The following is a 24,381-nucleotide window of genomic DNA, read 5'->3' as shown; positions in this document are numbered from 1 at the left end:
AAGGCCCGATGGAAAGATTTCATGCAGATGCAAAAAAAGCATTGGATGAGAAAACAACTGGAGGCGATGGATATGAAATTCTTCCCAAGAACAAATGATTTATTTGATACAGTATTTGATGATATGTTTACATCACCGATCTTCACATCACGAAATGATATGGCAATGAAGACAGATATCACGGAGAAGGATGGTAATTATCTATTAGATATGGAACTGCCTGGATGCAAGAAAGAAGATATACATCTGGAATTGAATGACGGATATCTGACGGTGAGCGCATCAAGGAACACGAATACGGAGGATAAGGATGAAAAAGGCAATCTGATCCGCCAAGAGAGATACAGCGGAAGTTTCTCGCGAAGCTTTTATGTAGGAGAGAAAGTAAGCGAAGAAGATATCAAGGCAAGTTATGAGAATGGAGAATTAAAGATCACATTCCCTAAAGAAGTGAACAAGCTGCCTGAAAAGAAGACAATTGCTATTGAATAACTAGATTTAAAATCGAGAATGCCCTTGCAGGATATACTTGCAAGGGTGTTTTATTTTGCTCAGAGACAGGAATAGTTAACAGTATGAAAAAAGTTTAACCTGATTCGGTTATATTTTATGTATAGGATATTTTGTGTACAAAAAATTTACATTTTGCTAGAAAAATATAAAAATCATTTAACAGGACCATTATTTTGAATTCATCTTCCAGTTGTATAATTTTGCCCAGGAGGAGATATGAAATGAAAAATAAATTTTGGAAGATAGGAATTTGCGCATGTATGGCAGCAGGATGCCTGAGTGGATGCGCTGAGGGAGGAGCCAAGGAAGCGGTCGATTTGAATTCCATGTCACTGGATGAAATCGTCAGCAAAGCAAAAGAAGATGGGGAAATCAATTCTGTCGGTATGCCGGATACTTGGGCTAACTGGGTTGAAACATGGAATGAAATAGAAGAAACGTATGGAATTACCCATACGGATACAGATATGTCAAGTGCAGAAGAACTGGCCATTTTTAAGAATGAAGCAAGTGACGCAACCAAAGATATTGGAGATGTGGGACAATCTTTTGGTCCAGTAGCAGAAGAACAAGGATTGACGTTGCCTTATAAGACGTCTTATTGGGACAGTATTCCGGATTGGGCAAAAGATGATGACGGCGACTGGATCATCGGATATTATGGAACAATTACGTTTATCACAAATACAGATCTTGTAAAAGATGCTCCAACAAGTTGGCAGGATATTCTGGAAGGAGATTATTCTGTAACAATTGGAGATGTATCTGTGGCAACACAGGCACAAAGCGGTTTATTGAGTGCAGCAATTGCATTTGGCGGAAGTGAAAGCAATATTCAGCCAGGTCTTGATTTCTTTAAAAAATTAGCCGAAGAAGGACGTTTAGATATGGGAGATGCAAGTGTGGCTCGTTTAGAAAAAGGTGAAATCGAAGTTGCTGTTTTATGGGATTACAATGCGCTTGGTTATCGTGCACAAATTCAAGAGAATAATCCAAATGCTTCTTTTGAAGTAACGGTACCTTCCGATGGTGCTATTCAAAGCGGTTATTGTACGATCATCAATGCATATACGAAACGACCATATGCAGCTGCTTTAGCTCGTGAATACATCTTGTCAGATGAAGGACAGATCAATTTGGCAAAAGGGTATGCTCGTCCAATTCGTGATGATGTAGAATTGCCAGAAGAAGTGGAAGCAAATTTATTACCGGACGAACAATATCAAAATGCTCGTTTCATTGAGGACCAGGAAGCATGGGATCAGGCAGTTGCAGATTTGTCGACATCTTGGCAAGAAGAAGTAGTGGCATATGCAAAATAAAGTCGTATTTGTCTTGTTAGATGGTCTGCAAAGTCAATATGCAAAAGAGCATCTTGGGTATTTGGAACATTTGGTTGAACAAAAAAAAGCAGCAAAATACGAAGTGCTAGGTGAATTGCCTAGCGCTTCTCGTCCTATGTATGAAACGATTTTTACCGGACTGCCGGTATATGCTCATCAGATCACAAACAATGCTGTTTGTCGTTTATCTCGGCAGAAACACTTATTTCAGCTTCTGCAGCAGCAAAATAGAAAATGCGCTGCATTTGCTTATTATTGGATCAGTGAGTTATACCTCTCTGCACCGTTTGATAAAAGACAGGATATCTTTCATGAAGATGAAAATTCATGTATCCAAAAAGGCTTCTTCTATTATGAAGACAGCTTCCCGGATAGTCATTTGTATTCGCTAGCATCTGCATTTATGAAACAAGAGACATATGATTTTGTATTTCTGCATCCGATGAATATTGACGATGCCGGCCATAAGTATGGAGCCGGTTCCAAGGAATATGGAAAAGCTGTTTTGCAAAATGATCTTTATTTATCCACGATGATCCCGCAATGGGTGAATGCGGGTTATGGTGTGGTCGTAGGAGCTGACCATGGCATGACATTGCAAGGAAATCACGGCGGCAACAGCGAAGAACAGCGCATGACTGCCTTATATGTAATTGATGAACGGGTATGCCCGGGGAAATCTGATGTCGTATTGTCAACTTTAGATTTTGCACCTTTATTGTGCAAATTATTGTGTTTGCAGCCTACTGATCAAATGAAAGATACGGAGGTCAGATTTTATGATAAAGAGAACTAAAAGAATCTATTGGATCGCTTTGCTTCCATTTATGGTCATAACATTGCTGTTTGAGATTTTTCCATTGATCAATATCGTAATTGAAAGTTTTACGGTAACAGGTGGCGGAGGCTTCACATTTGATCACTTTATTAAGATATTTACCACACATTTGTATCAGCAATCTATTTTCAACAGTGTCTGGATCTCATTGCTTTCTGCATTTGTTGGAATCATCATTGCTTTTCTAGCTGCAAAGGCTGCAAATAACGCAAGCGGAAAAGTAAGAAATTTATTCACTTCTATCTTAAATATTACCAGTAATTTTGCCGGTGTCCCATTGGCCTTTGCTTTTATGATCCTATTGGGAAATGTTGGAATCTTGACTTTGATCGGTAAAAATTATGGTATTGGATTTTTGGCTGATTTTGATTTGTATTCTATCAACGGTCTGTTATTGACTTATATCTATTTTCAAATTCCGTTGGCTACCTTGTTGATGCTGCCGATATTTGCCGGACTAAAAAAAGAATGGAAAGAGGCCGTTGGATTGTTGGGCGGCAATTGGTATCATTATTGGTTCAAAGTTGCCATTCCATCTTTATTGCCAAGTATTTTAGGTACATTTTCCGTTTTGTTTGCCAATTCACTGGCAGCCTATGGAACAGCGTATGCCTTATTAAGCAATAATATCGCGTTGTTGCCGATACGCATATCGCAGCAGTATATCGGAGAAGTTGTACAAAATCAGGAATTTGGGTGTGCATTATCTTTAGTGATGATGGCATTGATGGTTTTATCGATCATCATTACAAATCGATTGCAAAAACGCTCAGGAGGCAATGTATGAAAATTCGAATAGCAGATGGTTGTATATTGATTTTAGTTGGTTTATTCCTGATAGTACCGTTAGCATTGACTTTTCTTTATTCAGTATTTACGGAATGGATGGATGTGCTGCCGACAGGGTTTACATTGCAGTTTTATAAAGACATTTTTGTCGATGGGGCTTTTATTAATTCATTATTGCGTTCCATGATTATTTCTGTCGTACCGGTAATGATCTGTACAGCTTCTATCTTATTGGTTCTTTATGTAACAACGCTCTATTTTCCAAAATTAGAAAAATATGTAGAGATCCTTTGTAATATCCCGTATGCGATCCAAGGCGTCATTTTAGCGGCCGGCATCTTGTCCTTATATTCGGGAAAACCGGGGTTTTTGTCCAACCGGATCTTTCTTTTAGTGGGGGCCTATTGCGTTATCATCTTGCCATATGTTTTCAGAGGTTTAAAAAATACGATTGCTGCATTAAATGTGCAATGTGTGATCGAAGCAGCACAAATGCTGGGATGTGGAAAATTACGGGCTTTTTTTACCGTGATCATACCGCAGATGAAGCGCGGTATCCTGTCTACGATGATGTTGGCATTTACGATGCTGTTTGCTGATTTTGTCGTGGTCAATATGATTGCAGGAAGTGCATATCGAACAGCTGGTATCTATTTGTACCAGACAATGTCCAAATCCGGACAGACATCAAGCGCAATTATCGTCATATTATTTATCACTACTTTGTTGATATCCACTATAACGTTATTTTTACAACAAAAAGCAGCAACAAAAGGGAGGAAAGCATAATGGCTTATATTGAATTTCGAGACATATGCAAAAGTTATGATGGAAAACATCAGGTATTAAAACATATTGATCTGGATGTAGAAAAAGGAGAATTAATCACTTTATTGGGACCCAGCGGCTGCGGGAAATCGACTTTATTACGTTCATTGGCCGGCTTAGAACCAATCGAAAAAGGGAAAGTCATATTGGATGGAGAAGATATTACAAATGTACCTGTACAAAAACGAGGCATCGGCATGGTGTTTCAGCAATATTCGTTATTTCAAAATATGAACGTGGAAGAGAATATCGCATTTGGATTGAAGATTGCGAAAGTAAATAAAAACAGTATTGCAGAAAAAGTACAGCGGGCCATTGAAATGGTCGATCTTGCAGGGAAAGAAAAAAGTTATCCGGATCAGTTATCTGGAGGACAGCAGCAACGAGTAGCAATCGCAAGGGCAATTGTCATGGAACCAAAAGTACTTCTGTTAGATGAACCATTAAGTGCAATTGATGCAAAATTGCGTCGTGAATTACAGGAAAAGATCAAACGAGTGCAAAAGGAATTAAAGATCACAACGATCTTTGTTACACATGATCAGGATGAAGCAATGCTGATGTCAGATACAATTCATCTGATGAACCAAGGAGAGATCGAACAAAGCGGAAAACCTGTTCAGCTTTATACACATCCGGTATCCAAATTTGCTGCAGAGTTTATTGGTCATTATAATATTTTAAATCATGAACAGTTAAAACAAATGATGCCTGATAAACTGTTCAAAGATGGATTTTATGCCATTCGGCCTGAAACCGTTCAATTGCAAAGTGAACCTATTCAAGATGCAGATCAATATGTCTTCAAAGCTGTCGTAAAAGATTTTATTTCACGCGGCAACGTTTTACGTTATACATTGAGCTGTGCAGATATTTCTTTTACTTCCGAAGTATTATTTCGCAGTTTTGCATTGTTTGATGTTGGACAGCAGGTGTATGTTGGAATTGAACCGCATAATATCTTGCCGATTCGTGACTAATCTAATGAGAGATAAAGAGAAGAACGTTACACAACAACGTAACGTCTTTTTTTGTGATAAAATTAGAACAAAAGGAGCAATGTTATGATCAAACAAAATTTACACACGCACACCATTTATTGCGATGGCAAAGATACAGTGGAAGAAATGGTAAAAGAGGCAATTCAAAAAGGGTTTACGATTCTTGGATTTTCTGGACACGGGCGCTGTCTTGTTGACGATTATTCAATGAATGTGGAAAATACAAACAAATATGAACAGGATATACTGGCCGTAAAAGAAAAGTACCAACAGCAAATATCGATTTACTTAGGTATTGAACAAGATCTATACGGCGAAAAAATCATGCATACTGATTTATATGATTATGTTATCGGTAGCGTCCATTTTATAAAGATAAATGATCACTATTTGGCAGTAGATGAAAATAAAGAGGTCACGAATCAGATTATAAGAGAATGCGGTAATTTTCTCTCTTATGCAAAAATATATTATGAAGAAGTAAAAAAATTGGCAGATATGGAGGATGTAGATATCATCGGTCATCTGGATCTGTTGACTAAATTTAATGAAAATGAAGACTATATCTCTTTTCAAGATCCTAATTATTTAACACTTGCTTATGACTGTATCCATACCTTAATTGAAAATAATAAAATATTTGAGATCAATACCGGTGCTATTGCAAGAGGGGTTCGCAAAACACCATATCCATATATGAACTTATTGCAATATATTCAAAAACAAGGTGGACGTATTTGCTTGAACAGCGATTGCCATAATAAAGAAAATTTAGACTGTTATTATGCGGAAGCGATGCACATGATACGTTCGTGTGGTTTCCAAAGCATGAATATCTTGACTGAAAATGGGTTTCAGGAAGTATCGATTGATGAATTTGGACAGTAATTAAATGACGGTATCATCCGGATATCCGCCAGCAGGACATCACATTGTCCGGCAATATTTTTTCAAATCAGATCTTTATTTTGTTCATTCATCTATTTACTTTCATTATTGGGTATCTGCATCGGATGCGTTTAGGAGGAATCGCATCATACAATAGCACTAGGCAATAGTTTCCTTTCTTTTGATGATCGAGTGTCAAATGAATCATGCAAAGAAAGGATTTTTTGTTTACAATACATAAATTGTAAGCCGACGTTAACAATATGAACTGTTGTTGTTTTTGCTTTGTATATTTTCAATGTATACTATATAATTAAGAGAAATATTGACAAGAAGTATTTTTGGCTTCGATTGTCGAGGAGGAAAAGATGGCAAATAAATGTTTGAAGTGGAATTAGTTTTGGCTGAAATAATAGGTATTCAGTCAGGCCAGGCGCGTAGTGATTGGATGTGTATCCTACGCTAAACCTTATTTTCAAGTTCACTTATCGTAAATATATATAATCTGGTGTAAATACAATAAAATATAGATGTTTTTCCTGTGCATGAAACAAGGTTTAGAGCCTGTATTCATCAGCAGGAAAGATCTGTATATGATTTCATAAGCTGTCACAGGTAACTTGAAAACAAGAAAGAAAAGAAACAGATATAGATCTTATTGAAATAGCTGTATTTGTTATTGTGTCTGCAGGCGATGATTTTCCTTTTAGTAAGGAGGTCATGACAGGAGCGTATATTGCTTTTATCCAAATTGATGAGTTAACATTCATTCGATTATGATGAAAATCATTGAAATGATCAGTGAAGCGTTGGAGCTTGAGCGTTGTTTTTTATTTATACTGCTAAAGAGAGTAAGTGGATCCGATTGAGGATATGTAATCTAAAAAGCTTCTTGCTGAATAGGGATCGATACCAAGGTAGCAGTATTTGTTCAGTATGTATGGAACATATTGAAGAAAGGAATATAATCATGAAAAAATCAAAAAAATCAAAGTTCGGGTTAGGCAGCATTGTATTATTGGGAATCAATGCAATTATCGGTTCAGGTATCTTTCTGATGCCGGGAAACGCATATAAACTGATGGGAACCAGCAGTCTGTTCGTTTATCTGTTTATTACTGTTTTAGCAGGTTCTATGGCACTCTGTTTTGCTGAAGCAGCAGGCTATTTCAAGTCGAATGGAGGCGCATATATTTATGTGAAAGAAGCGTTTGGAAATGCTGCTGGTTTTGAAGTTGGGCTTATGAAATATATCGTCCAGATCATTGCCTGGGCGACAATGGCGGCTGGGTTTGCAACTGCTCTATCTGCCATCTGGCCGGCAGCAGCAGCTGGAGCTACGAAGGCTATAGTGATTTCCATACTGATCATTGGTCTTGGATTGATCAACTTTTTTGGTGTGAATTTGACAAAATATGTCAACAATATTGCAACGATCGGGAAACTGATTCCGCTGATTCTTTTCATTATCATAGGAATCTTCTTTGTACAAGGAGGAAATTTTACACCGATCGTACCGGAGGAATTAAGTACAAAATCTTTTTCTGATGCAGCCATTCTTATTTTCTATGCTTTTACAGGATTTGAATCTATTTCTACTGCAGCAGAGGATATGGAAAATCCCAAAAAGAATCTCCCTAGAGCGATTATCATTGCTATTACTATAGTGTCCATATTTTATTTCATGATTCAGTTTGTCAGCATTGGAATTCTGGGATCTGATCTGTCAAGTACAGATGTACCTGTCGTAGATGCCATGGCTAAAACTATTTTAGGATCTGCGGGCGGAATGATTGTTACTGCAGGCACCCTGATTTCGATTGGCGGCATTAATGCTGCTGCTTCTTTCCTGACTCCGCGCGGATGCCTTGCTCTTGCGGAAAATGCTATGCTTCCTAAATTTGTTGCAAAGAAAACTCGTTGGGGAACACCTGGCGTTGCTATCGCTCTTTCTGTTGTGCTTGCATTGCCGATTGCTTTATCTGGAAGTTTTACAACCCTTGCAGCTATCAGCGTGATTTCTCGTTTTAGCCAGTATATTCCAACTTGCCTTGCCATCTTGGTATTTCGAAAACGCGGAATGGAAGGTACTTTTAAGGTTCCTTTCGGGGCACTTGTCCCTGTGCTGGCCACTGCTGTAAGTATTTGGTTATTGTTCCATGCTGATCCAAAGAGCTTGGTTATTGGTCTTGGCGCTCTTCTATTGGGCATTCCACTATACTTTATTATGAAAAAATATAACCAAAAACATGGATACTCATTTAAACAATCTGAATAAAATGAACATCATTGAAACGATTTTTAAATAAAAAAAATAATCGCTGTAAAGAAAAAAACTTGCTGTTCATATTCGATTGCAAAGATTTTAATGTTGGAAAACTTGAGGACAAATACAGAACAGTCTAGATAATGGGAGGATCTTAAAATGAAGAAAAAACCTTTGATCGGTATAGCTGGAAATATTTTGATCATGGATGGTGGAAAATTTCCTGGAATGAAGCGCGCATATGTAAATAATGACTATGTGGAGAGCATTGAACTTTGTGGCGGAAATGCAATCATTATCCCTGCAAAGGCTTCACATGACGAATTAGTTAGTCTGTTAGAATTATTGGATGGTCTTGTGCTTTCAGGCGGATATGACATTGCACCGGATCTTTATGGGGAAGAACCTCTTCCACAGCAGGATTTTAATTATAAAGAGGTCGATCTTTTCTATATAGATCTGCTGAAAATCGCTAGAGATCTGAAAAAGCCTGTTTTAGGAATCTGTAAAGGGATGCAGGCAATAAATGTGGCATTTGGCGGCTCCTTGTTTCAAGACTTGAAAGTGCAAAAAGAGGGAGCATTTAAACATAGTCAAGATGCTTTGAGATACCAAGCAAGTCATAAAGTGGATATTATACCGGAAACTTTTTTATCAAAATGTTTTCCTGGCGAAATTCGTGTCAATAGTTTCCATCATCAGGCGGTAAAAGAAGTAGCGCCGGATTTTCAGGTGGCTGCTGTTGCTTTAGACGGTGTAGTGGAGGCCATTGAATATACCGGCGATCATTTAATGGTTGGTGTGCAGTGGCATCCGGAAATGATGGCAAGCTTTGGAAACAAACAGATGCAGACTTTTTTTCAAATGTTTATAGAAAAGTGTGAAAGAAAATAAAAAGAAAACGAATAGTAGGCTGTAAGTACATATCGTCGCCTATCAATGGCTGACGGCTTGTTTCGTGTAAAAAGGCGGGATGTTTACAAGAGGATTCCGTCTTTTTTATTTCTGCTTTCTTGTTTCTTTTCGCATAAAGAATACAGGCAATGCATTCCCGTGATTTTAAAGCAGGAAGATCTTGTCAAAAAATGGGTTTCAGAATGTAATGATTGGTGAATTTTGATTGTAATCCAGTAAAAAAACATAGCTTGATGTTCAGAAGTATGCTATACTGATGACTGTAAAAGCAGTGAAGGAAAGAGTACCGTTGCGGATCGCATAGAGAGCAGATGGCTGGTGAAAATCTGACGAAAAGCAAGTGGGAAGATGGCTCTGGAGCCGTTCTTTTGAATGGGTTAGAAAGAAACGTAACACCGGCGTTAACGGTTGAAGGTGTATGATGACATACATGAAAAAGGTGGTACCGCGAAGCTCTCGCCCTTTGGCGTGGGCTTTTTTATTTAAGAACAGCAGACACTGCAAACAGAAAAGGAGGAAGTTTATGGAAAAGAAACCATACTATATTACGACAGCAATTGCCTATACTTCCGGAAAACCGCATATTGGAAATACATATGAAATCGTATTGACTGATGCGATCGCACGTTATCGCCGTGCACAAGGATATGATGTTTTCTTCCAGACAGGAACTGATGAACATGGGCAAAAAATCGAAGAAAAAGCGAAAGCGCAAGGTGTAACACCAAAAGAATTTGTAGACGGTGTCGCAAAGACAGTAAAAGATACATTTGACTTGATGAATACAAGCTATGATTACTTTATTCGTACAACAGATGAAGCACATGAAAAACAAGTGCAGAAAATATTCCGTAAACTGTATGAACAGGGAGATATCTATAAAGGTACTTATGAGGGCATGTATTGTACGCCGTGTGAATCTTTTTGGACCGAAAGCCAATTGGTTGATGGCTGCTGTCCAGATTGTGGACGTCCTGTAAAAAAAGCAAAAGAAGAAGCATATTTCTTCCGTATGCAAAAATATGCAGATCGTTTGATCAAATATATCGAAGATCATCCAGAATTCATCCAGCCGGAATCTAGAAAAAATGAAATGATCAACAACTTCTTGAAGCCGGGACTGCAAGATTTATGTGTATCGCGTACTTCCTTTAAATGGGGAATTCCTGTAGATTTTGATCCGAAACATGTTATTTATGTTTGGGTGGATGCATTAACAAACTATATTACTTCTCTGGGATATGATGCAGATGGAAATCATGGCGAAAACTTTAAAAAATATTGGCCGGCAGATGTCCATATCATAGGAAAAGATATTTTGCGTTTTCACACGATTTATTGGCCGATCATCTTGATGGCATTAGATATTCCTCTGCCAAAGCAAGTATTTGGACATCCTTGGCTGCTGGTCGGCGATGGCAAAATGTCAAAATCAAAAGGGAATGTCATTTATGCAGATGATCTGGTACACTATTTTGGAGTGGATGCAGTACGCTATTTCTTGCTGCATGAAATGCCGTTTGCACAAGACGGCACTATTACGTGGGAATTGATGGTGGAACGCATCAATTCAGACTTAGCAAACATTTTAGGTAATTTGGTCAGCCGAACAATTTCCATGTCCAATAAATATTTCGGCGGTTTGATCACGAACCCGAAAGTAAATGCACCGGTGGATGAAGAGCTGATCTCGCTTGCTTTAGATACGCCAAAACGTGTAGAAAAGAAGATGAATGAATTGCGTGTGGGAGATGCAATTGATGAAATCTTCACATTGTTGAGACGTACAAATAAGTACATCGATGAAACGACACCATGGGTATTAGGCAAAGACGAAACACAGAAAGAACGATTGGCAACCGTATTGTATAATCTGTTAGAAAGCATACGATTTGCCGCTGTGTTATTAGAGAGCTACATGCCAGAAACCAGTGAAAAGATCTTAGATGCTTTAGGAACAAAACAGCGTACTTTAGAAAGTCTGCAGTCTTTCGGCAATCTGGAAACCGAGGGTCATGTAGCTGCAAAAATGGAGATGTTGTTTGCTCGCATCGATGCAGAAGCTTTTATGAAACAGTTGGAAGAGGATAAAGAAAAAGAAGAAACAAACATGGCTCCAAAAGAGGAAAAGCCATCGATTACAATGGAAGATTTCGCAAAGATGGAACTGAAGGTAGGAACCGTTGTTTCTTGTGAAAAACATCCTAAAGCAGACCGTTTATTAGTCGAACAAGTAGATTTAGGCGACGAACAAAGACAGATCGTTAGCGGTATTGCCAAGTTTTATTCTCCAGAGGAAATGGTTGGTCAGAAAGTCATCGTTGTGACGAATTTAAAGCCGGTCAAGCTGCGTGGCGTAGAAAGCCAAGGTATGATCTTATGTGCTGCGACAGCAGATGATCAAGATCTTGCATTGGCAACCATTGCGAAAGATCTGCCAAATGGCACTATTGTAAGATAGAAAACAGCTGAAAAGTGGATGAATGAAAATCCACTTTTTTTATTTGTACTATTCATAGAAATATGAATAGATGACTTCAGTCAGTTGAGCATCGAAGATGCGAAATAAAAAACCACGTGCTATGTAAAGCCCCAGTTATAATAGACATGTATAATAAAACCACACATGACTCTAATAGAAAGGGGCTTTTATCATGGCTAAAAAGAGTACAAAATTTAATAAATATACTCCAGAGTTAAAAACTAAAGCAGTAGAAGATTATCTAAGTGATGAATATGGTGGATTACGCAGCATATGCAAAATATATGGTATCAAAGATAATAGAACCTTAAGAAATTGGATAAGACTATATAAACAAAATCCAGAATTACTTAAAGATGATGGCAGACGCTTAGGTAAAAAAGATGGAGTATATAAAGGTAGATCTAAGAAAATAAATCTTGATTATATGACCAAAGATGAACAGCTAGAATATCTTAAGATGGAGAACGAAATATTAAAAAAAGCGAAGGCTCTCCGCAAAATATACGGAGAGCACTAAGATATTCGATAGTTTATGATTTAAAAGATAAATATCCAGTTAGAAGATTATGTAATTATCTTAAAGTATCAAGTAGTGGATATTATCGTTGGTTAAATATAGGCAGGCCTATAAGGTATTCATTTGATGATTTCTTAGCCGATCAGATAGAAATGATATTTTATGAATCTTATAAAGGATATCGTTATATAACAATGAAAATAGCTTTAGATACTGGTGTCATTTATAATGAAAAGACTGTTTATCGTTATATGAAGATATTAGGTTTATCCTCACCTATCAGGAAGAAAAAGTTTAAATGCTGTACGATTCAAGAAAAAGACAAAAAAGCAAGAACAGTTTGTGATAATGTCCTCGCTAGAAACTTTAAAGCTTCACGTCCTTTAGAAAAGTTAGTTACTGACGTAAGCTATATCTATTGTCAAAAAGGTCGTATGTATATTTCCGTTATTAAAGATCTTTATGACAATTCTATTTTAGCATATAAAATATCTAAATTTAACGATATGAATATCGTTATGAACAATATAAAAGAGATCATCAATGATAAGATATGGAATCCAACAATTGAATGCATCATCCATAGCGATCAAGGTTTCCAGTATACAAATATCATATATATCAAATATCTTGATAGTTATGGAGTTACAATATCACATTCAAGAAAAGCGAATTGTTATGATAATGCCTGTTGTGAAAATTTCTTTTCTCATCTTAAATCTGAATGCTTAGAACTTAATAACAATATCCCAAATACCTTTGATGATCTTATTAAGAAAGTTGATGATTATATCTACTTCTATAATCATCAAAGACCACAAAAGAAATTAAAAGGTATGCCTCCTATGAAATACAGAGAATCCTACCTATAGTGTGGTTATTTATAAGTGTCCCATTTTATTGGAGCTTTACACTATGCACGTGGAGCAAACAGAGAAGTTCTACAAAGAAATCACCTTTCCGACTATAATGGAAGTTGTTCAGGCTATCCAAAGAGAAGGAAAGGTGATAAAAATATGGCTAAAAAAGCAAATTCTCTAGCCCACACGAAATGGATGTGTAAATATCATATCGTGTTACCGATAGTAATCTCAATCACACAGGGATTTACCTCTATTCTAAAGGCAAAATCATGATTCATTTGACCTTTGACTACAAAACCGATGAAAAATGCACCACACCGGGCCAATATCTGAAGTATCACCGGACATTCCAGGGTCTCACCACAAGGGAACTGGCAGAAAAGGTTGGCATTGTGCCCGCGACACTGGTTCTGTATGAGAATGACCGACACCCCATTAAGCACGATATAGCGGTGGCACTTGCAAATACGCTGGGGATTGACCGCAATAGACTTCTGGACGAATATACTACCTTTGTAGATTACCCGTATTCCTCTCTTTTGAAAAAGGTACGGCATGAGCTTTCCTTAACTCAAATGCAAATGGCAGAGGTGATTGGAATAGGTCAAACAACCTATTCCGGCTGGGAAAGGGAAGCCCGCGTTCCACGCCGTAAAGAACACGATAAAATCCTTGCCGCACTGAAAAAGCTAAAGGTAAATGTGGATACATACCTTTGCCAGTCAACTTCTATCTGATTGTAAATCGCACATTTGCAGTACAGTATTCCTTCTATATATACTGAAAGCGTAAAGGAGGAACGCCCTATGAAAAAACGGAAATTCAAGATATACCTCACCCCCGCCGAGAACAGCATTGTGATCCAGAGCCTCAACCACCTGCGCAATACTATGCTCCGGGAAAACCGGGACACCGGCTGCCTGGATGAACTTCTGCTCAAAGCCATGTGCGCCCCGGTGAAAAAGATGTAAAATTACATATCGCTGCTTGATGAGCCGCTTATTCTTTTCAGCAAGAGTAAGCGGCTTTTTTCATGTCCATCTTTCAGATTCCCGCATACATAGCCGTCCGTCTTGCCAACGGGCGGCTAAATCTAAGAAGAAGGAGGACATGAAAATGCCGGAACAAAGAAGCCGCCCCAGGAATGGCCGCGTGATCGCGCTGGCCAACCAGAAAGGCGGCACAGGCAAAACCACCACGACGGTGAACCTGGGCATTGGTTTAGCCCGCCTGGGGAAAAAGGTGCTGCTCATTGACGCAGACCCCCAAGGCGACCTCACCACCTGCCTGGGCTGGCAAAACCAAGACAGCCTTCCCACCACCCTTGCCACCGTCATGGAAAAAGTGATCCGGGATGAGCCATTCACCACGGATGAGGGCATTTTGCACCACAGCGAGGGCGTAGACCTTATGCCCGCCAACATTGAGCTGTCTGCACTGGAAATGAGCCTGGTCAACGCCATGAGCCGGGAGTTTACTCTGCGGACCTATGTGAATGAAGCCAAGAAGCACTATGACGTGGTTCTCATTGACTGTATGCCGTCCCTGGGCATGATTACGATTAACGCCCTGGCTGCGGCGGACAGCGTGATTATCCCGGTGCAGGCTCACTATCTCCCCGCCAAAGGCATGACCCAGCTTATGAAAACCATCAATAAAGTGAAACGGCAGATCAACCCGGCTCTGAAGGTGGACGGGGTGCTGCTCACTCTGGTGGATGGGCGCACAAACCTTGCCAGACAGACAGCGGATACACTGCGGCAGAGTTACGGGAGCGTGTTGAAAATCTATCGTTCCGAAATTCCCGTAGCCATCAAAGCCGCAGAAATCAGCGCCGCAGGCAAGAGCATTTACGCCTACGACAAGGGGAGCAAGGTGGCCCAGGCTTACGCGGATTTTTCAAAGGAGGTGCTGGCGGATGGCGAAAAGCAGCGGGCTAAACTTCAATCTTCCCTCAGTCGATGACCTGTTTTCCACGGAGGAAGAACGGGCCGAGGCACGGCTTGAAAAAGTTGTCAATCTTTCGCCCTCGGAAATCAGCGACTTCCCGAATCACCCCTTTAAGGTTCGCATGGACACAGCCATGCAGGAAATGACGGAAAGTGTGAAGCAGTACGGCGTTTTGGTCCCCGCCCTGGTGCGCCCCAAGCCGGAGGGCGGCTATGAGATGGTCGCCGGACACCGCAGGAAAAAGGCTGCGGATTTGGCGGGGCTTGCGGAAATCCCCTGTATTGTGCGAAACCTCACCGACGATGAAGCAACGATCATCATGGTGGACTCCAACTTGCAGCGTGAGCAGATTTTGCCCTCGGAGAAGGCGTTTGCCTACAAGATGAAGCTGGACGCTATGAAAAGGCAGGCTGGCCGACCAAGGAAAGATAATTCGGCCCCAGTGGGGCCGAATTTAATCGGGACACGTTCCAACCAGGAATTAGCCGCAGAAAGCCCGGACAGCAAAACACAGATTCAACGGTATATCCGCCTTACCCACCTTATCCCGGAAATTCTGGAGCTGGTAGATAACTCGGTGCTTAAAGACCAGGAAATGCTTCAGATTGCCATGCGCCCAGCGGTGGAGCTGTCCTACCTGCGAAAAGAAGAACAGGCCGACTTGTTCGCTATCATGGACGAGATGGACTGCACCCCATCCCACGCCCAGGCCATCAAAATGCGCCAGATGTCCGAAGCCAAGACTGGAGGGGAACGGCTGGCCAAAGACGCCCTTGTTTCCATTATGAAGGAGGAAAAGCCCAATCAAAAAGAACAGTTCAAAATCCCAAAAGAAAAAATCAGCCGGTTTTTTGCGCCGGGGACGCCCACGCAGAAGATCGAGGACACCATTGTTAAGGCGCTGGAACTCTACCGCAAGCGCCAGCGCAGTTTAGAGAGATAGTCCACTACCAAGGGAGCAGTGCGCCCATTCGCAGGGAACCGGTGTTTTCGCTGTTCCCCCTCTCCACACCTCACCCCCTCGTACCACCTAAACAGCCTAAAAAAGAAGATATTTGGGGAGGCTGATTCTTTCAAGAATCCACAGGGTTGCAGACAGAACGGATGAGGTGGAGAACGATTGGCGCGCCTCTCTTTTTTAGAATGTAAACAGAATCCAGCCGCAAGCAGCACATCCAGAGCGATGTGCTTTTTTTGCGGCCATTTCAAGGAGGTAACACGATGAAAGCATTGAGAAAGCCTCTGTCCCTGTTCATGGCCCTGCTCATGTGCCTGGGCGTGTTCGTAGGGACAGGAACTACGGCTTTTGCCGCAGGCGAAAACATGACGACGTATATGATCGACCTGCCCCGTGCCAATGATCCCAACAAAGCCGGATGGGGCCATTCTGCCCTGAATTTCCTGGGCGGCTGGTCCACCGGAGAGAACGACAGCTTTTCCGTCCACACCCAGGACGCCTTTAATGGCAGAGCCATCTACTGCATTGAGCCGGGCGTCGGTGTGAATACCGGCGACCAGTATACGGGCCGGGGCGAAGATTTCTGGGATAACTACCCGTCCAACCTGAACCCCACCATCCCGCCGGATACCATCAAGGAATATATCGGGCGGATTATGACTTATGGCTGGCAGGGCAACGCCAGCACCTCATGGATGAGTGGAAACCCGGAGGACGCCAGCAAGATCGCGGGATATATCGCTACCCAGCTTCTTGTTTGGGAAACCGTCGTAGGTGAGCGCGACAGCCAGTTTAACCATGTGGACGCCAATGCCCAGGGCAAAAACAACGTGACGGAATATATCAGCGCCGACCATCCCCTGTACAGCGAGATTTTCAGCCAGTATTCCGCCATTGAGAGCGCGGTCAAGCGCCACACCATGCTGCCCAGCTTTTTCAGCAGCACCGCAGACGCCGGTGCCTATGAGCTGAAATGGGATGGCCAGCAGTATTCCCTCACCCTCACGGATACCAACGGTGTGCTGGGCGACTACACCTTCTCAAGCAGCACCACCGGCCTGAATTTCTCCGTGGACGGCAATCAGCTCACCATTACTTCCGCCCAGGCCATCAAAGGCTCTGTGACCATTAAGGCGGAAAAAGTGACTGCCCAGCGCAGCGGTGTTGTGGTTTGGACGGACGGAATTACTGGCGGCGGCAAACAGGACTTTGCCACCTACGGGGAAACCGTTTCCGACCAGATGGTAGGCTATCTGAACCTGGAAGTGAAAACCGGTAATATGAAGCTGATCAAGACTTCCGAGGATGGACAGGTAGCCGGAATCAACTTCACCATCACCGGCGAGGGGTACAGCGCCACCAAGACCACCAATGAGGCGGGCGAGATCGACATCTCCGACCTCAATCCCGGCGTTTATACCGTAACCGAGCAGTCGATTGATAAGTACGAACCCCAGGAAACCCAGCGCGTGACCATCGTCAGCGGCCAGACTGCTACCGTGAATTTCAACAACAAGCTGAAGCGCGGCAGCCTGGAAGTGACGAAAACCAGCGAGGACGGGCTGGTGGAGGGCATGACCTTCCACTTGTACGGCACATCCCTCTCCGGGCAGCCGGTGGATGAGTATGCTGTGACGGACGGAAACGGTGTGGCGCGTTTTGAAAACGTGCTCATCGGCACGGGCTATGTACTGGAGGAGGTGGATACCCCCATCCGTTATGTGGTGCCGGATTCCCAGACAGCCACCATCGAGTGGAATGAAGTTACCCATAAGAGTGTGAACAACGTGCTGAAGAAGTTCCGCGTCACCGTCACCAAGAGCGATGTGGAAACGGGTGCGCCCCAGGGCGACGGTTCCCTGGCCGGCGCTGTGTATGGGCTGTATAAGGGAGATACCCTCATTGACAGCTTTACCACGGACGAAAACGGCCAGTTCACCACTGGATATTACGTCTGCGATTCGGACTGGACAATCCGTGAAATCAGCCCCAGCGAGGGCTACCTGCTGGATTCCACCATCCACAAGGTGGGCGCGGAGCCGGAGCTTTATACCATTGAGCTGAACGACACCGCCAACGACGTGACGGAGCAGATCATCAAAGGCGACATTGCCATCATCAAGCATACCGACGACGGGGAAACCCAGATCGAAACCCCGGAATCCGGCGCGGAGTTCCAGGTGTTCTTGAAAGCTGCGGGCAGCTATGAAAACGCCGAGGAATCCGAGCGCGATGTTCTCGTCTGCGATGAGAACGGCTTTGCACAGTCGAAGAAGCTGCCCTACGGCACCTATATCGTCCGCCAGACCAAGGGCTGGGAAGGCCGCGAGCTGATGGACGACTTTGAAGTGTATATCGCCCAGGACGGCCAGACCTACCGTTACCTCATCAACAACGCCAATTTTGAGAGCTTCATCAAGGTGGTCAAGGTGGACGCGGAAACCGGCGTCACCATTCCCTATGCGGGGGCCGGGTTCCAGATTTACCGCCCGGATGGCAGCAAGGTGGAAATGACCTTCACCTATCCGACGCCCACCACGATTGATACGTTCTACACCAATTCCGAGGGCTATCTGGTAACGCCTGAAAAGCTGGAATACGGCACGGGATATTCCCTCGTTGAAGTCCAGGCCCCCTACGGCTATGTACTGGACAGCACCCCGGTTTACTTTGATGTGACCGAGGACAATTCCAGCGAAGAAGGCGGCGTGACGGTGATCGAAGTCACCAAGCCCAACATGGCCCAGAAAGGAATCATCAAAGTCAGCAAGACCGGCGAGGTGTTCTCCTCTGTGGCAGAAAGCGAAGGCGTTTACCAGCCGGTGTATGAGGTGCAGGGCCTGCCCGGTGCGGTGTTTGAAATCACCGCCCTGGAGGACGTCTACACCCTGGACGGCACCCTGCGCTATTCTGCGGGCGAGGTAGTGGACACCATCACCACCGGCGAGGACGGGACGGCCCAGAGCCAGCCCCTCTACCTGGGCAAGTTCCAGGTGAAGGAAATCCAGTTCCCTCACGGCATGGTGGATACCGGCGAGAACGTCACCAACGTGGAGCTGGTGTACGCAGGCCAGGAGGTGGAAGTCACCGAAACCTCTGCCAGCTTCTACAACCTGCGCCAAAAAGCCCTTGTGACGCTTGACAAGGTGCTGGAGCAGGATGAAACCTTTGGCATTGGCATGAATGGAGAAATCTCCGCCGTGACCTTTGGCCTCTATGCCCAGGAGGACATCACCGCAGCGGATGGTTCCGTGATTCCTGCAGATGGGCTTCTGGAAATCGTTTCTGTGAATGAGAACGGCCAGGCCATTTGCAGCACCGACCTGCCTTTCGGCAGCTTCTACCTGAAAGAGCTGTCCACCGACAGTCATTATCTGCTGAACGGCGAAACCTTCCCGTTCACCTTTGAGTACGGCGGGCCTTCCATTGCTGTGGTAGAGATTTCCGCCAATGATGGCGAGGCTGTCACCAACGAGCTGATCCGCGGCGAAATCAAGGGCCTCAAAACTGACGAAAACGGCACGGGCCTGGGCGGGGCTGTCATCGGCCTGTTTAAGTCCGACGAAACCGAGTTTACCGCAGAAAATGCCCTGGCCACCGCCACCTCAGCGGAGGATGGCAGCTTCTCTTTCGCAGGTGTGCCTTACGGAAATTGGGTGCTGAAAGAGCTGGAAAGCCCGGAAGGGTTCATCCTCTCCGATGAAGTGATCCCCGTTACCGTGGAGGAAGATGGGCAGGTTGTGGAAATCTCCCTTGCCAATGAGCGCGTGTACGGTGACCTGCGTTTGACGAAGGTGGATAAGGATTATCCCGACAACAAGCTCACCGGGGCCGAGTTCGAGGTATACCGCGACACCAACGGCAACAAAGAACTGGACGAGGGTGACGAGCTGCTGGGCAAGCTGGAGGAAACCAGCACCGGCATTTACGAGATGGCCCACATCCTCTACGGCGGCGTGTTCGTAAAGGAAACCAAAGCACCGGAGGGCTTCCTGCTGGATGAAAACGCCTACTATGTGGAGATCACCGAGAACGGCAAGATTTACGAGGTAGAGAACGAGGCCGGGATTGGCTTCACCAACATGGCCCAGACAGGTTCCCTGCGGATTGAAAAGACATCCAGCGATGGCAAGGTGGAGGGCTTCTCCTTCCGCGTGACCGGGGCCAACGGCTACGACCAGACCTTCAAAACGGATAAAAACGGTGAAATCTTCATCGAGGGCCTGCGCGTAGGCGATTACACCGTGTCTGAGGTGTCGGATGGGGCCAGCGCCAACTATGTGCTGCCTGCGGATAAAAAGGTGACGATTCTCGCAGACAAAACTACCGTGGCGCAAATGCACAACGAACTGCGCGATACCCCGAAAACCGGCGATGACAGCAAGCCCTGGCTGTGGGCGGCCCTGATGGGTGTATCCGCTATGGGCGCTGCCGCCCTGGGCGTTGCGGCTTATGTGGGCAAGCGCAAGAAAGGCAATAATACCGCAAAATAACGGCGGTTTGAATCTGTGTAAGGAGGAATGATTTTATGGAACTGAAAGCGATCATTGCCATTGCGCTGGTGGTATTCATCATCGGCGGCCTGATTTTCCTGAAAGTCAGAAGCCGGAAGAAGTAACCAGCCAGGGGCGGCCATGCGGGGCCGCCCCTTTTACATACCAAAAAAGAAAGGAGCGTTGATGATGAAAGAACGATTTGAACAGCGGCTGTTCCGTATCTTTGCCCAGGCTGGCTACTCCCCGGTGCAGCTTCTCACCGTCACCCCGGAGGAGATGGTGGAAATCCCCGGCATTACCGTCCCCAATATCCGGGCGGTGCTGTGCGTCCAGAACAAGGTGCTGGCGGACCGGAATAAAGTCCGCAGCGGCAGGCTGGTGGAGGAACTGTTGAAAGAAGCCGGGGAAAGCAGGTGCGGCCATGAGTGAACTGCACCTGCTGGATATACTGGCGGCCCGGCATGGCTGCTTTATCTCCGACTTAAACCTCACCCCCTTCCTGCGCAGGGCAGCCTTGGCCGATTTGTGCGGGATGGAGGAAAGCGCCCATCCCCTCTATCAATGGCAGGACGCGGTGCGCTACCTTACCGGGGATGAACGGGATTTTGCCAGTGTAAAGGAAATCAAAGCATTTATCAAAAAGGATATGGAGGCAGAGTGATGAATAAGGAAAGTTTTGAATATGGAGGTTATCACTTCATTCCAGAAAGATGTTTTACTAAAGAAGAAAATAATTTCTTTGCGATCTCACGCAGGCAGCGCATAGACAAAGAACTTGGCTTTTGCAGGCCGGGTTACAGCTATGAGAGCAAGTATCCCTATTCCCATGAGGACTTCTATGCAGCGTCACCAGATAAGGAGTGCGACCTGTTTCGATGTGTAGAAAACGGAAGGCTGTACCTGCCATGCAAAAATGATTTACAGGAATATGTGGAACCACTTATAAAAAGTCGGAGGCAGAGAGATGAACGATAATATGGAAGAAAAACGCATGGCCGGTGATTATGAGATTATCCAGGCGGTGCAGATTGGCGACCGGGAGGTTGTCCTGGGGGAAAATCCACAGGATGAAACCGGCATGAAGTATATGTGCGCCTTTTGCCGGCAAAACGCCTTATTTGCAGAATACAGCGAAGTGATGGCCAGTGATGATTTCCCGGAGATTGTGGAGCTGTTCGGCCAGCGAATTGCCGAGCAAGCGCAGAAAACCCACATAGAACTCAACAAGCCCCGCATACAGGGCATAGACGACCGCCCCATCACAGCGGAGGGCTGCACCCCCATTTCCCATGAGGATGATCTGCACGGGAAAATCGTGGTGATAAAGCCGGAGGTGCTGCGCCGGGAATACCGCAGAGCCACCCGTCAGCTCAAGCTCTGTATGGGAGGCTTTGGGGCTTCTCCGCACAGCAGGGGGTCAGCCTGTTACTGCGTTGACCTTTATACTGGCAAAGAGAGCCGCTATGAACGCATGGACGTGCTGGGAACGATACAGCCGGAGGACCTTCCCGGCTGGGCCAAGCATGGACTTACCTCGATTCAGCAGGAACAGGCTCAAAAGAAAACCACGAAGGAGCGTGAACGATGATGGATTACAGAGAAAATGCCGGATATATCATTACGGATTCCTGTCATGTGGGTGACAGCGAATTTGTCTTGGGCGTTCATTTGACAGCGCCCCAGCAGTTTGTCACCTGGAAATGCAGTAACCGGACGGACTACGATTGGGGCCACTATTTCAGCGACCTGTTTTCTGCGCAGAAGGATTTGGTGGCGCGGGCGCAGGAGGAGGTGCAGTGCCTGGAGGATCAGCGGCAGAACGCCATTGTGCCGGAGGCCCCTTCCTATTCCCCGTGGGGCAATATCCAGGAATGTGAAACGCTCTGCCCCGGCGTTTATTCCGTTTCCACCCCAGGGCATGGCGGAATTATGGTGCGCCGGGAATTGGCGGAAAAGATATTCCGAAAAGAAGCGATGGGCTGCGCCTTTGTTGAGGGCGGCTATCTCTGCTTCGAGGAGGACTGTGATGCGCAGGTGGCTCTCCGGGAGCTGATGGATAAAAAGATGATCCAGGCTCCGGTGAACGAGCACTTTGGCCCCGGCGCGTATGAGGCTGTTATCAATAGTAGTGTACAAATTCACCATCCCGAATATTGGCAGGCACGGGAAAAGGCCATATCGGAGCAAAACCGACAAGCGAAAAAGAAAGGACGTGAGCGATGATGGAGCTGAAAATTACCAGCATGACCCCGGAGGATCGCTTGTATGCGTACAACCAGAGCAGCCAGCTTGAAGGGCAAACCGGCTGTATCGGCCATCTGCGCGGGGATTTTGGCAGCGGCCAAGAGTTTTACACTTCCTGGTTCGACCACCGAAGGGAATACAAGACGGACGAGTTTAAGGCGGAGCTTGATGAGGTGGTCAATGCCCTGCGGGAGAAGGACGGGCTGCTCTACACCCGTGACAGCATGACCAGGTTTTGCTATCAGCGCCCGGAGGCTGAGTTTGAGGGAAACTACTGTGCTGAGTACGGTTTTAAGGTGCAGACGCCCCAGCACACCTATATGTTCCGGTGCAACCCCAATTATGGAGACTACAACTTTTACCTCTACGCCTACGTTTCCCGATTTCTGGAACACCACATGGAAAAGGCCAAACAGGGCATCCGGTTTATCACGCCCGGCTACAAGGAGCTGTTCCGTATCCCCGATGGCGACCACATCCGCATTTTCACGGGCGGTGGAGGAACCCGCGACCGCACCTGCCGGTTTATCGACGAAACCCATTTTGAAACCAGCGGAGGGTATTCCAGCGCCCTTTATCATATCTGCGAATTTGCAGAGCGTTTGGAGCAAACTCACGGGAGCGTGATCCCGCTGCGTTCTTCTCTGCCTGTACAGTGCTTTAGTACGCTGCCCTCATCCGGGGAGCTGATTCTTCTGACCAGGGGCGAAAAAGGATACAGCCCCTGTCCTGAATTTTCAGCGGCGGACGCCGGAGAAAATCGCAGATTTGCAGAGGACAGCAATGGAAAAAACGGCGTTACCAAAGCGCAGGAGGCCGCTATGCTGGCCGGCTCCATGTTTGGGTGGCAGACCCCCGCCGCCGATCCCCAAAACTATGACGAGCAGGGGCAGCCCATCAGGCCCAGGCAGAAAGACCGAGGTGAAGCCCGATGAAGGAGGAAAGACACGTTATCTGGAGCAATTATGGTCTGGACTATGAGGACTGGCGGGACGATCTGGAGGCAGAATACCCGGATTTATCCGAAGATGAGCGCATTTCCCTGATGTATGAGATCAATGGGGATTACCTGGATGATGAACGCGCTAACCTCAATGTACAGCTTTCCCAGCCGATTTTGGTTGTAGGCGACCTGGGCCTGTGGAATGGTCGGCGCATGGGATATAAGGAAATCCCCAGCGGCAATATCCGGGACTGCCTGTATTCCGATACGGATTATTCCACCTGGTATGTGGACCGGCTGGGTGATCTGCGGTGCGACGCCATCCACCATGATGGCACGAACTTTTATCTTTACCGCGTTTACAAGGACAGCGCCAGCCCTTCTCAAATTGAACTGCTGAAAGAAAAACTATATCGCGGCATTGCAACCCGCGCCGATATTACGAGAGTGACCCGCAGGCTGGGCGACGACATCGCCAAAGTCTACGGGTTTTCCATTCCCCGGCAGCGGCAGGCCGCCGCCATGGAAAGATGAGGTGATAAAA

General features: G+C 45.0%; 24 protein-coding genes and 1 other annotated feature. All 24 genes read left to right on the top strand.

From position 1 onward, the window contains the following. Positions 1–72 precede the first annotated feature (72 nt). The 24 genes from BQ9859_RS07105 (at position 73) to BQ9859_RS06995 (ending at position 24,371) form a co-directional block, all read left to right on the top strand. Positions 73–492 (top strand): Hsp20/alpha crystallin family protein, encoded by a 420-nt coding sequence (locus BQ9859_RS07105; RefSeq protein ID WP_075877524.1) that lies wholly within the window; start codon positions 73–75, stop codon positions 490–492. A gap of 242 nt (positions 493–734) precedes the next feature. Further along, a complete protein-coding gene (locus BQ9859_RS07100; RefSeq protein WP_075877523.1) occupies positions 735–1,835 on the top strand; it encodes an ABC transporter substrate-binding protein in 1,101 nt (366 codons plus the stop codon). Continuing rightward, positions 1,825–2,652, top strand: a complete 828-nt coding sequence (locus BQ9859_RS07095; RefSeq protein ID WP_075877522.1) for an alkaline phosphatase family protein — start codon at positions 1,825–1,827, stop codon at positions 2,650–2,652. The genes BQ9859_RS07100 and BQ9859_RS07095 overlap by 11 nt, the downstream gene beginning before the upstream one ends. Further along, positions 2,636–3,481, top strand: coding sequence for an ABC transporter permease (locus tag BQ9859_RS07090; protein WP_202613461.1), 846 nt, complete (start codon positions 2,636–2,638; stop codon positions 3,479–3,481). Before BQ9859_RS07095 ends, BQ9859_RS07090 begins: the two co-directional genes overlap by 17 nt. Beyond that, positions 3,478–4,272, top strand: coding sequence for an ABC transporter permease (locus BQ9859_RS07085; protein ID WP_075877521.1), 795 nt, complete (start codon positions 3,478–3,480; stop codon positions 4,270–4,272). Before BQ9859_RS07090 ends, BQ9859_RS07085 begins: the two co-directional genes overlap by 4 nt. Further along, positions 4,272–5,291, top strand: a complete 1,020-nt coding sequence (locus BQ9859_RS07080; RefSeq protein WP_075877520.1) for an ABC transporter ATP-binding protein — start codon at positions 4,272–4,274, stop codon at positions 5,289–5,291. Before BQ9859_RS07085 ends, BQ9859_RS07080 begins: the two co-directional genes overlap by 1 nt. An 84-nt stretch (positions 5,292–5,375) precedes the next feature. Further along, positions 5,376–6,200, top strand: coding sequence for a histidinol-phosphatase (locus BQ9859_RS07075; RefSeq protein WP_075877519.1), 825 nt, complete (start codon positions 5,376–5,378; stop codon positions 6,198–6,200). A 970-nt stretch (positions 6,201–7,170) separates the two neighbouring features. After that, on the top strand, positions 7,171–8,478 hold the full coding sequence (locus BQ9859_RS07070; RefSeq protein ID WP_075877518.1) for an APC family permease: 1,308 nt from the start codon (positions 7,171–7,173) through the stop codon (positions 8,476–8,478). A 147-nt stretch (positions 8,479–8,625) separates the two neighbouring features. Next, complete coding sequence (locus BQ9859_RS07065; protein WP_075877517.1) at positions 8,626–9,360, top strand: gamma-glutamyl-gamma-aminobutyrate hydrolase family protein; 735 nt, start codon at positions 8,626–8,628, stop codon at positions 9,358–9,360. A gap of 283 nt (positions 9,361–9,643) precedes the next feature. Beyond that, positions 9,644–9,848, top strand: a binding site (T-box leader). Positions 9,849–9,904: 56 nt separating this feature from the next. Next, entirely contained in the window at positions 9,905–11,842 is a 1,938-nt protein-coding gene (metG, locus tag BQ9859_RS07060; RefSeq protein ID WP_075877516.1) for a methionine--tRNA ligase, read from the top strand. A gap of 193 nt (positions 11,843–12,035) precedes the next feature. Then, the gene (locus BQ9859_RS07055; protein ID WP_075877515.1) at positions 12,036–12,383 is read left to right on the top strand and encodes a helix-turn-helix domain-containing protein; all 348 of its coding nucleotides are present in this window, start codon (positions 12,036–12,038) and stop codon (positions 12,381–12,383) included. Further along, positions 12,338–13,255 carry an IS3 family transposase gene (locus BQ9859_RS07050; protein WP_143404394.1) on the top strand — a complete coding sequence of 306 codons (918 nt, stop codon included), beginning with the start codon at positions 12,338–12,340 and terminating at the stop codon, positions 13,253–13,255. Before BQ9859_RS07055 ends, BQ9859_RS07050 begins: the two co-directional genes overlap by 46 nt. 260 nt (positions 13,256–13,515) lie before the next feature. Beyond that, a complete protein-coding gene (locus BQ9859_RS07045; protein ID WP_083662738.1) occupies positions 13,516–13,983 on the top strand; it encodes a helix-turn-helix domain-containing protein in 468 nt (155 codons plus the stop codon). 69 nt (positions 13,984–14,052) lie between these two features. After that, the gene (locus BQ9859_RS12630; RefSeq protein WP_015535538.1) at positions 14,053–14,217 is read left to right on the top strand and encodes a hypothetical protein; all 165 of its coding nucleotides are present in this window, start codon (positions 14,053–14,055) and stop codon (positions 14,215–14,217) included. Between the two features lie 145 nt (positions 14,218–14,362). Then, on the top strand, positions 14,363–15,211 hold the full coding sequence (locus tag BQ9859_RS07040) for a ParA family protein (RefSeq protein ID WP_075877514.1): 849 nt from the start codon (positions 14,363–14,365) through the stop codon (positions 15,209–15,211). Further along, positions 15,165–16,139 (top strand): ParB/RepB/Spo0J family partition protein, encoded by a 975-nt coding sequence (locus BQ9859_RS07035; RefSeq protein ID WP_075877513.1) that lies wholly within the window; start codon positions 15,165–15,167, stop codon positions 16,137–16,139. The genes BQ9859_RS07040 and BQ9859_RS07035 overlap by 47 nt, the downstream gene beginning before the upstream one ends. A gap of 278 nt (positions 16,140–16,417) precedes the next feature. Beyond that, entirely contained in the window at positions 16,418–20,647 is a 4,230-nt protein-coding gene (locus BQ9859_RS07030; protein ID WP_075877512.1) for a SpaA isopeptide-forming pilin-related protein, read from the top strand. A gap of 189 nt (positions 20,648–20,836) precedes the next feature. Next, on the top strand, positions 20,837–21,079 hold the full coding sequence (locus tag BQ9859_RS07025; RefSeq protein WP_058967077.1) for a hypothetical protein: 243 nt from the start codon (positions 20,837–20,839) through the stop codon (positions 21,077–21,079). Continuing rightward, complete coding sequence (locus BQ9859_RS07020) at positions 21,072–21,311, top strand: hypothetical protein (RefSeq protein WP_058967076.1); 240 nt, start codon at positions 21,072–21,074, stop codon at positions 21,309–21,311. Before BQ9859_RS07025 ends, BQ9859_RS07020 begins: the two co-directional genes overlap by 8 nt. Next, entirely contained in the window at positions 21,311–21,625 is a 315-nt protein-coding gene (locus BQ9859_RS07015; RefSeq protein WP_058967075.1) for a hypothetical protein, read from the top strand. Before BQ9859_RS07020 ends, BQ9859_RS07015 begins: the two co-directional genes overlap by 1 nt. Beyond that, positions 21,615–22,238 carry a hypothetical protein gene (locus BQ9859_RS07010; RefSeq protein ID WP_075877511.1) on the top strand — a complete coding sequence of 208 codons (624 nt, stop codon included), beginning with the start codon at positions 21,615–21,617 and terminating at the stop codon, positions 22,236–22,238. The genes BQ9859_RS07015 and BQ9859_RS07010 overlap by 11 nt, the downstream gene beginning before the upstream one ends. Further along, positions 22,235–22,873: a DUF7007 domain-containing protein gene (locus tag BQ9859_RS12195; RefSeq protein ID WP_083662737.1), complete on the top strand. Its 639-nt coding sequence runs from the start codon at positions 22,235–22,237 to the stop codon at positions 22,871–22,873. Before BQ9859_RS07010 ends, BQ9859_RS12195 begins: the two co-directional genes overlap by 4 nt. After that, positions 22,870–23,829 carry a hypothetical protein gene (locus tag BQ9859_RS07000; protein ID WP_235846408.1) on the top strand — a complete coding sequence of 320 codons (960 nt, stop codon included), beginning with the start codon at positions 22,870–22,872 and terminating at the stop codon, positions 23,827–23,829. Before BQ9859_RS12195 ends, BQ9859_RS07000 begins: the two co-directional genes overlap by 4 nt. After that, positions 23,826–24,371, top strand: a complete 546-nt coding sequence (locus tag BQ9859_RS06995) for a hypothetical protein (protein WP_075877510.1) — start codon at positions 23,826–23,828, stop codon at positions 24,369–24,371. Before BQ9859_RS07000 ends, BQ9859_RS06995 begins: the two co-directional genes overlap by 4 nt. Positions 24,372–24,381: the final 10 nt, after the last annotated feature.

It is taken from the genome of Merdibacter massiliensis (genome assembly GCF_900155395.1).
Lineage (GTDB): Bacteria > Bacillota_I > Bacilli_A > Erysipelotrichales > Erysipelotrichaceae > Merdibacter > Merdibacter massiliensis.
This window is presented reverse-complemented; position numbering and strand designations above follow the sequence as displayed.

Bases quoted from the DNA above. Each gene is read 5' to 3' on its own strand.
- BQ9859_RS07105 (WP_075877524.1), top strand. From the start codon at position 73: ATGAAATTCTTCCCAAGAACAAATGATTTATTTGATACAGTATTTGAT.
- BQ9859_RS07100 (WP_075877523.1), top strand. From the start codon at position 735: ATGAAAAATAAATTTTGGAAGATAGGAATTTGCGCATGTATGGCAGCA.
- BQ9859_RS07095 (WP_075877522.1), top strand. From the start codon at position 1,825: ATGCAAAATAAAGTCGTATTTGTCTTGTTAGATGGTCTGCAAAGTCAA.
- BQ9859_RS07090 (WP_202613461.1), top strand. From the start codon at position 2,636: ATGATAAAGAGAACTAAAAGAATCTATTGGATCGCTTTGCTTCCATTT.
- BQ9859_RS07085 (WP_075877521.1), top strand. From the start codon at position 3,478: ATGAAAATTCGAATAGCAGATGGTTGTATATTGATTTTAGTTGGTTTA.
- BQ9859_RS07080 (WP_075877520.1), top strand. From the start codon at position 4,272: ATGGCTTATATTGAATTTCGAGACATATGCAAAAGTTATGATGGAAAA.
- BQ9859_RS07075 (WP_075877519.1), top strand. From the start codon at position 5,376: ATGATCAAACAAAATTTACACACGCACACCATTTATTGCGATGGCAAA.
- BQ9859_RS07070 (WP_075877518.1), top strand. From the start codon at position 7,171: ATGAAAAAATCAAAAAAATCAAAGTTCGGGTTAGGCAGCATTGTATTA.
- BQ9859_RS07065 (WP_075877517.1), top strand. From the start codon at position 8,626: ATGAAGAAAAAACCTTTGATCGGTATAGCTGGAAATATTTTGATCATG.
- metG (WP_075877516.1), top strand. From the start codon at position 9,905: ATGGAAAAGAAACCATACTATATTACGACAGCAATTGCCTATACTTCC.
- BQ9859_RS07055 (WP_075877515.1), top strand. From the start codon at position 12,036: ATGGCTAAAAAGAGTACAAAATTTAATAAATATACTCCAGAGTTAAAA.
- BQ9859_RS07045 (WP_083662738.1), top strand. From the start codon at position 13,516: ATGATTCATTTGACCTTTGACTACAAAACCGATGAAAAATGCACCACA.
- BQ9859_RS12630 (WP_015535538.1), top strand. From the start codon at position 14,053: ATGAAAAAACGGAAATTCAAGATATACCTCACCCCCGCCGAGAACAGC.
- BQ9859_RS07040 (WP_075877514.1), top strand. From the start codon at position 14,363: ATGCCGGAACAAAGAAGCCGCCCCAGGAATGGCCGCGTGATCGCGCTG.
- BQ9859_RS07035 (WP_075877513.1), top strand. From the start codon at position 15,165: ATGGCGAAAAGCAGCGGGCTAAACTTCAATCTTCCCTCAGTCGATGAC.
- BQ9859_RS07030 (WP_075877512.1), top strand. From the start codon at position 16,418: ATGAAAGCATTGAGAAAGCCTCTGTCCCTGTTCATGGCCCTGCTCATG.
- BQ9859_RS07025 (WP_058967077.1), top strand. From the start codon at position 20,837: ATGAAAGAACGATTTGAACAGCGGCTGTTCCGTATCTTTGCCCAGGCT.
- BQ9859_RS07020 (WP_058967076.1), top strand. From the start codon at position 21,072: ATGAGTGAACTGCACCTGCTGGATATACTGGCGGCCCGGCATGGCTGC.
- BQ9859_RS07015 (WP_058967075.1), top strand. From the start codon at position 21,311: ATGAATAAGGAAAGTTTTGAATATGGAGGTTATCACTTCATTCCAGAA.
- BQ9859_RS07010 (WP_075877511.1), top strand. From the start codon at position 21,615: ATGAACGATAATATGGAAGAAAAACGCATGGCCGGTGATTATGAGATT.
- BQ9859_RS12195 (WP_083662737.1), top strand. From the start codon at position 22,235: ATGATGGATTACAGAGAAAATGCCGGATATATCATTACGGATTCCTGT.
- BQ9859_RS07000 (WP_235846408.1), top strand. From the start codon at position 22,870: ATGATGGAGCTGAAAATTACCAGCATGACCCCGGAGGATCGCTTGTAT.
- BQ9859_RS06995 (WP_075877510.1), top strand. From the start codon at position 23,826: ATGAAGGAGGAAAGACACGTTATCTGGAGCAATTATGGTCTGGACTAT.